12 protein-coding genes are annotated in these 12,305 nt (G+C 72.2%); 9 read left to right on the top strand and 3 right to left on the bottom strand.

Translation table 11 applies throughout. From position 1 onward, the window contains the following. Positions 1 to 39: 39 nt before the first annotated feature. The 5 genes from PKE99_RS04115 (at position 40) to PKE99_RS04095 (ending at position 4,015) form a co-directional block, all read left to right on the top strand. Complete coding sequence (locus PKE99_RS04115; protein ID WP_051736685.1) at positions 40 to 1,296, top strand: PucR family transcriptional regulator; 1,257 nt, start codon at positions 40 to 42, stop codon at positions 1,294 to 1,296. 233 nt (positions 1,297 to 1,529) lie between these two features. Next, the gene (locus tag PKE99_RS04110; RefSeq protein ID WP_156067073.1) at positions 1,530 to 1,958 is read left to right on the top strand and encodes a hypothetical protein; all 429 of its coding nucleotides are present in this window, start codon (positions 1,530 to 1,532) and stop codon (positions 1,956 to 1,958) included. Positions 1,959 to 2,065: 107 nt separating this feature from the next. Then, positions 2,066 to 2,644 carry a TetR/AcrR family transcriptional regulator gene (locus PKE99_RS04105; RefSeq protein WP_037039979.1) on the top strand — a complete coding sequence of 193 codons (579 nt, stop codon included), beginning with the start codon at positions 2,066 to 2,068 and terminating at the stop codon, positions 2,642 to 2,644. Then, positions 2,641 to 3,324, top strand: a complete 684-nt coding sequence (locus PKE99_RS04100) for a maleylpyruvate isomerase family mycothiol-dependent enzyme (RefSeq protein WP_231498024.1) — start codon at positions 2,641 to 2,643, stop codon at positions 3,322 to 3,324. The genes PKE99_RS04105 and PKE99_RS04100 overlap by 4 nt, the downstream gene beginning before the upstream one ends. 37 nt (positions 3,325 to 3,361) lie before the next feature. After that, complete coding sequence (locus tag PKE99_RS04095; RefSeq protein ID WP_051736684.1) at positions 3,362 to 4,015, top strand: FMN-dependent NADH-azoreductase; 654 nt, start codon at positions 3,362 to 3,364, stop codon at positions 4,013 to 4,015. Between the two features lie 32 nt (positions 4,016 to 4,047). On the opposite strand, the gene PKE99_RS04090 is transcribed toward PKE99_RS04095, so the two are convergent. Further along, a complete protein-coding gene (locus tag PKE99_RS04090; protein ID WP_037039977.1) occupies positions 4,048 to 4,428 on the bottom strand; it encodes a VOC family protein in 381 nt (126 codons plus the stop codon). Positions 4,429 to 4,670: 242 nt separating this feature from the next. Between PKE99_RS04090 and PKE99_RS04085 the strand changes: the two genes are divergently transcribed. Together PKE99_RS04085 and PKE99_RS04080 are read left to right on the top strand one after the other, a co-directional pair. After that, a complete protein-coding gene (locus PKE99_RS04085) occupies positions 4,671 to 6,971 on the top strand; it encodes a penicillin acylase family protein (protein ID WP_231498023.1) in 2,301 nt (766 codons plus the stop codon). 21 nt (positions 6,972 to 6,992) lie between these two features. Continuing rightward, on the top strand, positions 6,993 to 7,916 hold the full coding sequence (locus PKE99_RS04080) for a polysaccharide deacetylase family protein (RefSeq protein WP_037039973.1): 924 nt from the start codon (positions 6,993 to 6,995) through the stop codon (positions 7,914 to 7,916). Between the two features lie 55 nt (positions 7,917 to 7,971). On the opposite strand, the gene PKE99_RS04075 is transcribed toward PKE99_RS04080, so the two are convergent. Both PKE99_RS04075 and PKE99_RS04070 read right to left on the bottom strand, forming a co-directional pair. Then, positions 7,972 to 8,604 (bottom strand): response regulator, encoded by a 633-nt coding sequence (locus PKE99_RS04075; RefSeq protein ID WP_037039971.1) that lies wholly within the window; start codon positions 8,602 to 8,604, stop codon positions 7,972 to 7,974. Beyond that, positions 8,601 to 10,217 carry a GAF domain-containing sensor histidine kinase gene (locus PKE99_RS04070; RefSeq protein ID WP_037039968.1) on the bottom strand — a complete coding sequence of 539 codons (1,617 nt, stop codon included), beginning with the start codon at positions 10,215 to 10,217 and terminating at the stop codon, positions 8,601 to 8,603. Before PKE99_RS04070 ends, PKE99_RS04075 begins: the two co-directional genes overlap by 4 nt. 176 nt (positions 10,218 to 10,393) lie before the next feature. Here PKE99_RS04070 and PKE99_RS04065 point away from each other — a divergent pair, with 176 nt between their 5' ends. Continuing rightward, positions 10,394 to 11,143: a FadR/GntR family transcriptional regulator gene (locus tag PKE99_RS04065; protein ID WP_037039966.1), complete on the top strand. Its 750-nt coding sequence runs from the start codon at positions 10,394 to 10,396 to the stop codon at positions 11,141 to 11,143. A 195-nt stretch (positions 11,144 to 11,338) separates the two neighbouring features. Continuing rightward, positions 11,339 to 12,295, top strand: coding sequence for an AraC family transcriptional regulator (locus PKE99_RS04060; RefSeq protein ID WP_037040411.1), 957 nt, complete (start codon positions 11,339 to 11,341; stop codon positions 12,293 to 12,295). The last annotated feature ends 10 nt before the right edge of the window (positions 12,296 to 12,305 follow it).

Genomic DNA, 12,305 nt, shown 5'->3' with positions numbered 1-12,305 from the left:
CGGACCTCGCCGAAGGTGCCGCGGAGGAGAACGACACCGATGACCCACCCGACCACGGGATCCAGTGGCCCGCCCGACCGGCGAGCACGGAACGGGGAGCAGAGCGCCTGGTTGCACCGGGTCGCGCAGGAAGCCGGCCAGGGCGCGGGCGGGGTACCGGTCGAGCTGCTCGGGGGGTTCCTGTCGATGCTGGTCGAGGCCGCCACGACCGGGCGCCGGCCGGACAGGGCCGAGCTCGACGCGGTCGGGCTCAACGGCCGTCGGGCCGCCGAGCTCGGGGTGTCCGCCGGGAACGCCGTGCAGCTGTACCTGTCGGCGGCCTGGCGGCTGTGGCGGGAGTTGCCCGGGGTCGTGACGTTCCCCGACGCCGCGACCACGGCGACCGCCGCCGAGGCGGTCATGCGCGCGGTCGACCGCGCCGTGGCCGGCCTCGCCGAGGGCTACACCGCGGCGCGCCGGGACATGATGCGCAGCGAGGAGACGCTGCGGCGCGAACTGATCGAGGACCTGCTGCGCGGGGACGCGGACATCGGCGCGCTGGTCGAGCGGGCCGAGCCGTTCGGGCTGGACATGGCCCAGCCCCACCAGGTGGCGCTGGCCGCGCCCACCGGCCGGCTCGTCGACGCGGAGGCCGCGTTGAGCAGCCTGGAGCGGGCGGTCGTGCAGGGGATCGGGGACCGCGACGTGCTCGTCGCCACCAAGGACGGCAGCATCGTCGTCGTCGCGCCCGCCACACCGACCGGACAAACCGCCGCAGGGCCACCCGGGGCCCTCCGCGACGGGCTGGGCGAGCTGATGCACAGCGACCTGACCCGCGTCCCGCGCGGCGGCCCGTGGCGCATCGCGGTGGGCCGGCCGTACCCGGGCTCCTACGGCATCGCCCGCTCCTACGAGGAGGCCCGCGAAGCGCTGGGCATGGCCGCGCGCCTGCAGCTGGAGATGCCCGTCGTGCGGGCCGAGGACCTGCTGATCTACCGGGTCCTGCTGCGCGACCAGCCCGCCATCACCGACCTGGTGCAGGCCGTCGCCAGCCCGCTCGCCAAGGCACGCGGCGGCGCCGGTCCGCTGCTGGAGACCCTCGACGCCTACTTCGCCACCGGATGCGTGGTGACCGAGACCGCGCGGCGGCTGCACCTGTCCGTGCGGGCGGTGACCTACCGGCTGGAGCGCATCGCCGAGCTCACCGGCTACGACCCGACCGACCCTGCACAACGGTTCACCGTGCACGCCGCCGTCCTGGGCGCCCGCCTGCTCGGCTGGCCCCGACGTGACCTTCCCGCCCCCGACCCCACCTGATCCCTCCTCAGCGGACCTTGCCGAGGTTCGGCAAACCCGCGGGGGCGCAGTTGGTGGCCCGCAGCCCGTGGCCCGAGGCGGGTTCCGCGGCATCGTGGATGTCGTCCGGGACGTACCCGGACAGCGTGCGGGGTCGCCTCTCCCCCTGCCGACCCTTTCATGCCCCCACCCCGAGCGAGGGGCCGAGTTCCTGTGCGGTTCCGGGGTCGATCGAGTGAAGGGACGACGAGACGATGACGGCTGGTCGGGAGCGGGTGATCGGCGGCGTGACCGGGACGCCGACCCGCAGCCACGGCGACGGCGGGGACGACGGGGACGACGGAGCCGACGCCCTCGACGTCCAACTGGTCGCCCAGATCGTCCGACGGGCCGGGCTCGACTGCCGGATCGACGGAACCTCGCCCTTCCTCCTGCGCGCCCGGACGGCCGCGCGCGACCACACGCCGTGGACCGTGATCGCGGGAACCTGCCACAGCCACCCGACGCCACGGGCCTTCGTCGGACCGGCCGGCAGCACCCGCACCCGCGTGCTCCGCGAGGCCGACGAACGTCACCTCGCGGCGCTCGTCGTCCTGCAAGCCCTCCGTCGCGACCCGCACGAGCTGCTCACTCACGACGAAGCCTCGGCATCCGGGCTCGCCGACAACCTGATCTGGGCCTGACGTCGTAGCTCCACACCACCGGCCCACAACGGTGCTGTCCCCAAGGACCCGGCGGCTCTCCTCCACTACGCTTGTAGTGATCTGACCGACGGTCGTAGTATTCCCCTATGAGCAGCCGTCGGGAGCAGCTCCTCGACGCCGCGATCTCCGTGCTCGGCCGGTCCGGGATGCACGGGCTGACCCACCGCGCGGTGGATGCCGCCGCCGGCCTGCCCGCCGGGTCCACCTCGAACCACTTCCGCACCCGGGACACCCTGCTCAACGCGGTGGTGGAGCGGTTCGCCGCCCGGGAACGGGCGAACTGGGAGGACCTCGCCACGAGGATGTACCCGGTCACCCCGCAGGAGCTCGCCCGCTCCCTGGCCGTGTTCGCGCAGGAGGCGACCGGCCGACAGCGCGTGCTGACCCTGGCCCGGTACGCGATCCTGGTCGAGGCCGGCATCCACCCGTCGCTCCAGGCTCAACTCCTGGCGACCGGTGCCCGCGTCAACACCTGGTTCATGAACTGGCTGCGTATCGCCGGCTCCACCGACCCCGAGCGCGACGCCCCGATCATCATGAACCACTGGACGGGGATCGTCCTGCACGAACTGGCCGTTCCCGATCCGGCGTTCGACCCCTACCCGCAGATCGAAGCGCTCGTCACCGGTGTGGTCCGCCCACGCCCCACGGAGGTGCCGACATGACCGACCAGCCGCGCCGCCCCGCCGTCATGGACCCCGACCAGGTCTGGCAGGTCATCGACGCGCAGCGGCGCTGCCTGGCCGACCTGCTCGAGGGTCTCTCCGACGAGCAGTGGCGGCAGCCCTCGCTGTGCACGGGCTGGACCGTGCGCGACGTCGCCGCGCACCTGACCCAGCAACAGCTCGGCCTCCGCGACCTGCTCGCAACGCTGGCCCGGTGGCGCGGCAGCCTGGACCGCACGATCCAGGAGGCGGCCCGTCGCCGCGCCGCGGCCGTGCCGACCGGGCAGATCGTCGCCGAGATCCGCGCGACGGTCGGCTCCCGGCGCCACACCCTCGGAGTCACCCGGCTCGAGACACTCATCGACATCCTCGTCCACTCCCAGGACATCGCCATCCCGCTCGGCTGCAGGCACGACATGCCGCCGACGGCCGCGGCCGTCGCCGCGACCCGGGTGCTGTCCATGCGATGGCCACCGCCCGCCCCCGCGACGCGGGCGGTGACCGGGTTCCGCCTGACCGCCACCGACACGCCGTGGTCCGCCGGCCAGGGCCCGCAGGTCCACGGCCCCATGGCCGCGCTCCTCCTCGTGTGCACCGGGCGCCACGCCGCCCTGCCCCAGCTGGCCGGCCCCGGAGCCGCCGACCTCACCGCCCGCCTCACCGCGCCCGCACGAACCTGAGCGCCGGCCCTGGACCCGGCAGGTAGCGTGCGGGTTCGTGCCGACGCTGCTGCACCTCGACTCCTCCGCCGACCTCCAGCATTCCCGCACGCGGGCGTTGACCGCCCGGTTCGCCGAGGTCTGGCGCAACGCCGGCCCGGACCACCTCGTCCTCCGCCGTGACCTGCACCGCGACGCGCTCCCCCACTTCCCGGACCCGGCACTGCACTGGCCTCCCCGGCTGCGCCCCGCAGGCGCCGCACCGCCGCTGGAGGCCGAGACCCTGCAGCGCGAACTGATCGAGGAGCTGACCGACGCGGACGTCCTGCTGGTCGGCGCCCCGCTCTACAACTACTCGGTCCCCTCCACGCTCAAGGCCTGGCTGGACTACATCCACATCCCCGGGGTCACGGTCCCGTTCGACGGGCCGACCCAGCCCCTCGCAGGCCGCCCGGCGGTCGTCGTGAGCAGCCAGGGCGCGGTGTACGACCCCGGCACGGCGCAGGAGGGCTGGGACCACGCCGTCCCGGTACTGGAGATCGTGCTGGGTGCGTCGCTCGGCATGGCCGTCACCGTCGTGACGGTCCCACTCGGCCTCGCCGAAACCGTCCCTGCCCTCGCGGACCAGCGCGGCCGAGCCGCCGCCGAGTTCGCCGCGGCGCAGGAGACCCTCGCCGCCCTCGCGACGAAGCTGGCGGCCACGCGGAGCTGAGGCCCCGGTCCACGTCGTCGGCCGGGGTGGGGCTACGCCTGACCGCTGCCGTACGGCCGGGTGATCACCTCGAGGTTGTGGCCCTCCGGGGAGTCGAAGTAGGCCCCGCGGCCGCCGTCGTTCGTGTTGTGGCCCGGCGTGCCGTGCCAGGGGTCGGCGTAGATCGGCACGCCCCGCTCCCGCAGCCGCCCGACGACGGCGTCGAACGCGGACTCGGAGACGAGGAACGCGTAGTGCTGCGGATGCACCTCCTCGCTGTCCATGAAGTCGAGGCTCGCCCCGTCGGGTAGCGCCACGACGCTGAACGGCCCGAAGCGGGTCGGCGCCGGCAGCCCGAGCACCTCGGCGAGGAAACGCGCACCGGCCTCCTGGTCGCGGGTGGCGACGATGGTGTGGTTGAACGCGACAGCCATGTGGCCAACCGTGCACCCTCGACCAGGGTTCAGGTCAAGAGCCCACCGCGCACTCGAGCGAGCACCGGGACCTCGGGCCCCGGCCACTGCCTGAAGGGGCAGTGCGTGGCCGGCCGGATCGCCACGGAACTCTGCCGACACGACCACCCTTCCCCTTGCTTGACTCGGTCGAGCACACGGCGACGAGGCTGGAGGGCACAGTGGCAGCGCAGCGAAACGGACCGGGACGAACGTCGTACACCGTGCCCGGGCTGGCGGGGCCGGCGGAGATCGTGGTCGACCGCTGGGGCGTGCCGCACATCTACGCCACCGACACCTATGACGCCTTCCGCGCGCAGGGGTTCAACGCGGCCCGGGACCGGCTGTGGCAGATCGACTTCTGGCGTCGGCGCGGCCTGGGCAGGTTGTCGGAGGTGTTCGGCGCCGAGCACGTCGAGCGGGACCGCGCGGCGCGGCTGTTCCTCTACCGCGGGGACATGCGCCGCGAGTGGCTCTCGTACGGCTCGGACACCAAGAGGGCGACGGTCGCCTTCGTCGAAGGGATCAACGCCTTCGTGGAGCTGACCCGGCGCGATCCCTCGCTGCTCCCGGTCGAGTTCCGGGAGCTCGGCTACGAGCCCGCCCGGTGGGAGCCCGAGGACGTCGCCCGGATCCGCAGCCACGGCCTCTTCTACAACGTGCGTGACGAGGTCGCCCGCGCGCGCACCTTGCGCGACCTTCCTCGTGAGGTCGAGGAACTGCGGCGGCGCCGCGAACCGCATCGGGATCTCACGGTCCCCGAAGGGCTGGACCTCGACCTCATCCCGGACGACGTGCTGGCCGTCTACGACCTCGCCACCTCGGCGCCGGTGTTCGGGCCCCGCGACCCGCTGGACGCGCAGGGCGACGTGCTGCCGGAGGGCAGCAACAACTGGGTGCTGGCCGGGTCGCGGACCCGCTCGGGCCGCCCGCTGCTGGCCAACGACCCGCACCGCGCCGCAGCGGCTCTCCCCGGTCTGCGCTACATCGCGCACCTCTCCGCACCGGGCTTCGACGTGATCGGAGGGGGCGAGCCGGCGCTGCCCGGGATCTCCATCGGGCACAACGGCCGCATCGCGTTCGGGCTGACGATCTTCGCGATCGACCAGGAGGACCTCTACGTCTACGAGACCCACCCGGACGACCCACTCTCCTACCGGTACCAGGGCCGCTGGGAGCCCATGCAGCGCGTCTCGGAGGTGATCGAGGTCCGGGGCGGGGAGCGGGTCGAGGTCGAGCTGCTGTTCACCCGGCACGGCCCGGTCGTGCACCAGGACCCCTCCCGGCACACCGCGTTCGTCGTCCGGGCCGCGTGGCTGGAGCCGGGCATGGCGCCCTACCTGGGGAGCATGGACTACATGCGAGCGCAGAACCACGACGAGTTCCTCGCCGCCATGAACCGCTGGGGCGCCCCGCCGGAGAACCAGGTCTTCGCCGACACCGAGGGCACCATCGCCTGGAAGACCGGGGGGCTCACCCCGATCCGCCCGAACTGGGACGGCACCCTTCCCGTGCCGGGCGACGGCCGCTACGAGTGGGCGGGCTTCTACGACGCCGACCAGCTCCCCGGCGCCGTGAACCCGGAGCAGGGGTTCCTCGCCACGGCCAACGAGTGCAACCTGCCCGAGGACTTCCCAGCCGACCGGCACGTCACCTACGACTGGTACGCACCCTTCCGGCGGCACCGCCTCGACGAGGTGCTCGCGCAGACGACGGACGCCACGCCCGAGTCCATGGTCGCGCTCCAGGGCGACTACCTGAGCACCCCCGCTCGGCGCATCCTCGCCCGGGTCCGCGAGCTGGACGTCCCCGGCGACACCGACGGGCTCGCCCTGCTCCTCGACTGGGACGGGACCCTCACCGCCGACTCGGCCGCCGCCGCGGTGTTCGAGGTCTGGTACCGCCGACACCTGCGGCCCGCCCTGCTGGCCCGGGCACTCGAGGAGCACGTGGCGAACCCCGCGGAGACGGCCGCCCGCATCTCCCCCGCGGAGGACCTGCTCGCCGACGCCCGGATCGACCTGGAGCTCGTCGAGAACCCCGGTACGCGGCTCGGCCCCAACCCCGACAAGTTCCTCGCCGAGACGGTCGCGTGGACGCTGCCCGCCGCCGTGGCCGAGCTCGCCGAGCTGCTCGGCCCGGATCGCGCGACCTGGCGCTGGGGCCGGCTGCACGTCGCCCAGGCCCGGCACCCGCTCGCGGCGCTGCTCACCGACGTACCCGGGGAGCAGCTCGTCGCGGGGCCGGAGCCGCGTGGCGGCAGCGGCGACACCGTCGGCAACACCGCCTACGGACCGAACTTCGTGCAGAGCGCAGGGGCGACCTTCCGGCTCGTCGTCGACGTCGGCGAATGGGACTCGTCCCTGGCGATGAACGCCCCCGGACAGTCCGGGCGGCTCGACGACCCGCACGCCACGGACCTGTTCGGGCCGTGGAGCCGTGACGAGGCGTTCCCCCTGCTCTACAGCCGCGAGCGGATCGACGCCGCCGCCGAACACGTCATCGAGCTCCGTCCGTCATCCTGACCGATCCCGAAGGAGAGATCCATGGGCCACCTGCAACTGCCCCCCGGCAAGAAGATCGCCGTCAACCTCGGAACCGACTTCGACGCCCAGGCGCTGTGGCTGGGCGGGTTCAACCGTCCGACCCAGTCCTTCATGTCCCGCGGTCAGTTCGGTGCGGAGGTCGGGGTCCCGCGCCTGCTGGAGCTGTACTCCCGCTACGACATCACGACGACCTGGTTCACCCCCGGCCACTCCGTCGACACCTTCCCCGAGCAGTGCCGCAAGGTCGTCGAGGCCGGCCACGAGATCGGCCACCACGGCTACTACCACGAGATCCCGCCCGGGATCGAGCGCGACACCGAGCGGCGCCTGGTCGACCTGGCCTTCGAGAGCTACAAGAACGTGCTCGGGGTGCGCCCGACGGGCTACCGCTCGCCGTACTGGGACTACAGCGAGAACACCCTGGACATCATCGAGGAGTCGGGGTTCCTCTACGACACCAGCCTCATGGCCCGCGACCTCGTCCCGTACCACCCGCAGCGGTGGCAGATCAACTGGGAGAAGGCCAACGTCGCGGGCACCGCCAGCTCGGTGATCGAGATCCCGGTCAACTGGTACCTCGACGACTTCCCGCCGCTGGCCTACACCGGCGTCTCCACCGGCATGCAGGACACGGAGACGATCTTCCAGCGGTGGCGGGACATCTTCGACTACGCCTACGAGCGCGTCGACAACCCGGTGTTCGCCTCCTGCGTGCACCCGCAGATCATCGGCCAGGCCCACAACATCCTCTGGTACGAGCGCCTCATCGAGCACATCGTGAGCCGCGACGGCGTCTGGTTCGCCACCTGCGAGGAGATCGCGAAGGCGTGGGTCGACGACGAGGAGGACAAGCGCCTCATGGCCCTGCCCGACGTCCGGGGCGTCGAGCCGGCGCCCGCGGACTCCAGCTGGGCCCGGGGCTGAGCCCTCGGGGTCAGGAGCCGACCCGGTGGCGGGGCGCTGCGACCGCAGTGCCCCGCTACCGTCCGTCGTCGATCAGGTGCAGGTCCATCGCCAGGCGGACCAGCTCCGTCCGCCGGCTCAGCCCGTGACGGCGCAGCATGGCGGTGACGTGGAACTTCACGGTGTGCGGGCTGATGTTCACCTGCTCGCCGATCCGATGGTTGTCCATTCCCCGCGCGATGAGCCGGACGATCTCCAGCTCCCGGTCGTTGAAGGCGGGCGGCTTCGGGCCCCCCGCCGTGCGGCGGAGCAGACCGCTCGCCAGCCGTGGGTCGAAGTAGCTGCCGGTCGAGGCCAGCTCGCGGATGATGTCGGGCAGGCGGGACGTCGTGGTCTCCTTGAGGACGTACCCGGCGGCCCCCGCCCGGATCGCCTGCTCGAGCAGCTCGGTGTTGCCGTACCCGCTGAACATCGCGATCTTCAGGTCGCCGAAGGCGGCGGACAGCGCCGCGCAGGTGTCGATGCTGTTGCCGCCGGCCAGGCGCATGTCCAGCAGCAGGACGTCGGGCCGCGCCTCGGCGATCAGCCGCTCCGCCTCGCCCGCGGTGGTCACCGACCCCGCGAACTCCAGATCCTCCTCGCGCTCCGCCATCGCGCGCAGGCCGTCGTGCACGATCTCGTGGTCGTCGACGACGCAGAACCGGATCACCGGCTGCCGCTCGTCGGTACGGTCACCCGGACGACGTGCCCGCCTTCGGGTCGCGCGAACCGTTCCAGCCGTCCCAGGACCCGCCCGGCAGCCCGCTGCATCGCCACGAGGCCCAGATGGGCCCGGGTGTGCTCCTCGGGCTCGGGTCGTGAGGTCCGGTTGCCGCCGTCGTCGGCGACCGAGAGGATCCACTCGTCCGTCGTCACCTGCAGGCTGACCTCGGCGGAGCTGCCTCCGGCGTGGACGTCGACGTTGACCAGGGCCTCCTGGCCGATCCGGACCAGGGCGTCGGCCACCGGGTCGGGCATCGGTCCGTCCGGTCCGTGCACCACGAACCGGTGGCGGGCCTCCGGACGCAGTGACGCTTCGGCGATCTCCTCGAGCACGGCGCCGGCGGTGCGACCGGACGTGCCCTCGACGAGGAGGTCGAGCTGTCCGCGGAGCGCCTCCATGCACCGCTCCGCAGCTGCCGCGATCGAGTCGAGGCCCGCCCGCACGTCCGGCGCGCCGTGCTCGGCGGCGCGGGCGCGCTCGGCGGCGAAGCCGATCTCGAGCAGGCCGCGCACCGCGGTGTCGTGCAGGTCGTAGGCCAGTCGCTCCTGCTCCTGACGACGCAGCACGTCGCGGCGGTAGGCCTCGGTCGCCTGGCGCTTGAGGCCGAGCGTGGCGTACTCGGCGAACTCGCCGATCACCTCCTCGTCGGTCTCGCTGAACGGACGCAGCGCGCGATCCCCCACATACAGCACCGCCTGGATCTGGTCGTCGACGACGATCGGCGTCGCCATGGCGGACACGATCCCCTCCTGGGCGGTCTCGGCCACCGGAGCCGCGAAGAGCCGCGAGTCACGTCCGTAGTTCAAGGACCGCACCGGACGACGCAGCGAGCGGGCCAGTCCGCCGAGGCCCTGTCCTTCACGGATGCGCAGGTGCCGGAAGTCCGGGGTACGGATGCCGAGCATCTGGTCGAAGGTGAACGTGTCCACGTCGTCCGTGGGCAGGGAGAGGTAGGCGACCTCGGAGTCGAACAGCCACTGGGCGGAGACCAGCAGCGTCGTCAGCGCCTCGCCGACGTCCGCGCAGTCTACCGTCGCCGCCGCGACGTCCTTCATCACCCGCTGGAGGCTCCGGTTGATCTCGCCGGCACCGCTCCGGCGGCCGGAGGACATGCTCCGCCGCACGTCACTGCGCAGCCTGCGGACGAGGTCCGCCGCCGGCTCGGGCAGGTCCGGCCGCACCTCGGTGTCCCCGATGACGACCATCCCGTCGCCGTAGGGGTCGCTCCAGGGCACCACGATCGCCGAACGGAGCAGTACACGGTAGGGACGCAGCATCGAGGTGAACGAGATGTCGGTCAGCACCGTCGCCTGATGGACCGTCGGCAGGCCCGTCAGGAACGTCTCGTTGGCCAGCGGCGGCTCGGGCAGGTCCGGGGCGTCGGCCGCCAGGACGAGCAGGGGCGCGGGAGTGGCTTTCGGCCGGTAGGCGACGAGGCCCACCGAGGCCTTGACGAGCGAACGGATCTCGGCGAGGACCGGCTGCAATGCGTCGTGGATCGTGTGCGAGCGAGCGGCGTCCAGGAGATATTCGCTGCGGACACCCACCGGCTCGCGCACGGCGCCTCCCTCCGACGTCCTCCCGCCACCCAGTAGTAAAGCGTCACCCCGGCGGATCGGGAACCGACCCGTGCGCAGTCCGCCGCCGGGGGCAGCGTGCCGCTACCCGTACGGGCAGTGGCCCGGCAACGGCGTCGTTCAGTGGGCTGTGACGGCAGGACGAGTACGCTGCGCCCATGACGCGAGTTGTCAACTCGACGACTCTGTCCCAGGCGATCGCCGACCACCTGCGGAAACTGATCCATCGCGGCGAGCTGAGCCCCGGCGAGCGGCTCCTCGCGGAGCGCGAGCTCGCCGAACAGCTCGGAGTCGCCCGGATCAGCCTCCGGGAGGCGATTAGGCAGTTGCGTGAGGACGGGTACGTCGAGGTGCGGCGTGGCGCCTACGGCGGCACCTACATCACCGAACTGCACCGCCCGGCCGAGGCGTGGCGCGCACGGATGCGCGCCCAGGTCGGCGAGATCGACGACATCCTCGACCTGCGGATCGCACTGGAGACCGAGACCGCGATGCTGGCCGCGCAGCGACGCACGGACAGCGACCTCGAGACGATGCAGGCGTCCCTCACCGCGCTGACCGCGCTCATCGCGCTCCCCGCAGCGGCCGGCCGGACACCGTTCCGCCAGGCCGACTCGCACTTCCACATGGGACTGGCCAGGGCGGCGCGCAGTGACCGGCTCGCGGACGCGATCAAGACCTCGCGCGGCGAGCTGTTCAGCCCGCACGACCTGCTGCCGTTCGACGAGCCGATCACGGAGACCCTGCGCGACCACCAGATCATCTACGACGCGGTGCACGACCGGGAGCCGGACAAGGCCGCGACGGCCATGCGGGAGCACCTGAACCACACCCGGGAGCAACTGCGGTTCGTCGTCTTCGGTGGGCCGGACGAGCCGGGCGCCGAGGGGTCCGGTTCTTCGGCGTGAGCCTTGACATGCCCGAGCCCCGGTCCCTTATTCTTCACCCGAGGTTCTTGGTCCGGACCTAGGACCAATCGGTTCCCCACCGCTTCGTACTGCCGCACCACCGCGTCATCGACGCACCCAGCTCGACATCCGTCCGACGACGTGGTCCGGCGTCTGCGCTGCCCGCCACTCGTCGGCCCCACCGACGGAGGCGTCGTGACCAACCCCCTGAACCCGCTCGAGTTCCGGATCTCCCCGGGGGACCTGGTCGCGGAGATCAAGTCACACGCCCACGTGGTCGGCCTCAACGAGGGGCTGTGGCCCGGGCTCACGTTCTACCGGTTCGAGTCCCCCGCCGCACCGGAGTGGGAGGAGGTCCGCGAGCTGCACCTGTGCGTGATCGCGCAGGGCCGCAAGCGCGTGACCGCCGGCGGCGTCGAGTGCTACTACGACCCGCTCACCTACCTGGCGATCAGCGAGAACGTCCCCTTCTGCACGGAGATCATCGAGGCCAGCCCGGCGAAGCCGTTCCTGTCGTTCGGCCTGCAGCTCGATCCGGACCTGGTGCGCCAGGTGTCCTCGGACATCCTCCTGGAGCGGGAGACCACGGCGTTCGCCAGCCCGCGCGCCGCACAGCCGCTGCCGGAGGGGCACCACTCGTTCGTCTCCGGGCTGGACCGCGACATGATGGACGCGATCCTGCGTTTCCTGCGCTCCCTGTCCAGCCCCGCCGACCGCCGCGTGCTCGCGCCCGTGTTCCAGAAGGAGATCGTCTACCGGGCCCTGCAGGCCGAGCAGTACACCCGCCTCGTGGAGCGGGCCGCGAGCGAGAGCGCGAGCAACCCCGTCAGCGCGATCATCGCCTACGTCAGCGAGCACCTCGCCGAGCCCATGAGCGTCAGCGACCTCGCCGAGCGGGCGTGCATGAGCCCGTCCGCCTTCTCGCACCTGTTCCGGGACGTGGCCGGGAAGTCGCCCTACCAGTTCATCAAGGAGATGCGCCTGACCCGGGCCCGCGAGCTGGTGATCGAGAACGAGAACAGCATCACCGCGATCTCCAAGGCCGTCGGCTACCGCAGCACCTCGCACTTCATCAACGAGTTCCGCGACCGCTACGGGATGACGCCCCGGGCCTGTGGTGACGCCCTGGCGGGCCGCGAGCGACCGGCATGAGAAAAGGGGG

Origin of the sequence: Pseudonocardia halophobica, from assembly GCF_027922425.1 — a bacterium.
Taxonomy (GTDB): Bacteria; Actinomycetota; Actinomycetes; order Mycobacteriales; family Pseudonocardiaceae; genus Pseudonocardia; species Pseudonocardia halophobica.
Note: the sequence above shows the minus strand (reverse complement) of the source record. Positions and strands in the feature narration are given on the sequence as shown.

Bases quoted from the DNA above. Each gene is read 5' to 3' on its own strand.
- PKE99_RS04100 (WP_231498024.1), top strand. From the start codon at position 2,641: ATGACCGACCAGCCGCGCCGCCCCGCCGTCATGGACCCCGACCAGGTC.
- PKE99_RS04115 (WP_051736685.1), top strand. From the start codon at position 40: ATGACCCACCCGACCACGGGATCCAGTGGCCCGCCCGACCGGCGAGCA.
- PKE99_RS04110 (WP_156067073.1), top strand. From the start codon at position 1,530: ATGACGGCTGGTCGGGAGCGGGTGATCGGCGGCGTGACCGGGACGCCG.
- PKE99_RS04065 (WP_037039966.1), top strand. From the start codon at position 10,394: ATGACGCGAGTTGTCAACTCGACGACTCTGTCCCAGGCGATCGCCGAC.
- PKE99_RS04090 (WP_037039977.1), bottom strand. From the start codon at position 4,428: ATGGCTGTCGCGTTCAACCACACCATCGTCGCCACCCGCGACCAGGAG.
- PKE99_RS04105 (WP_037039979.1), top strand. From the start codon at position 2,066: ATGAGCAGCCGTCGGGAGCAGCTCCTCGACGCCGCGATCTCCGTGCTC.
- PKE99_RS04080 (WP_037039973.1), top strand. From the start codon at position 6,993: ATGGGCCACCTGCAACTGCCCCCCGGCAAGAAGATCGCCGTCAACCTC.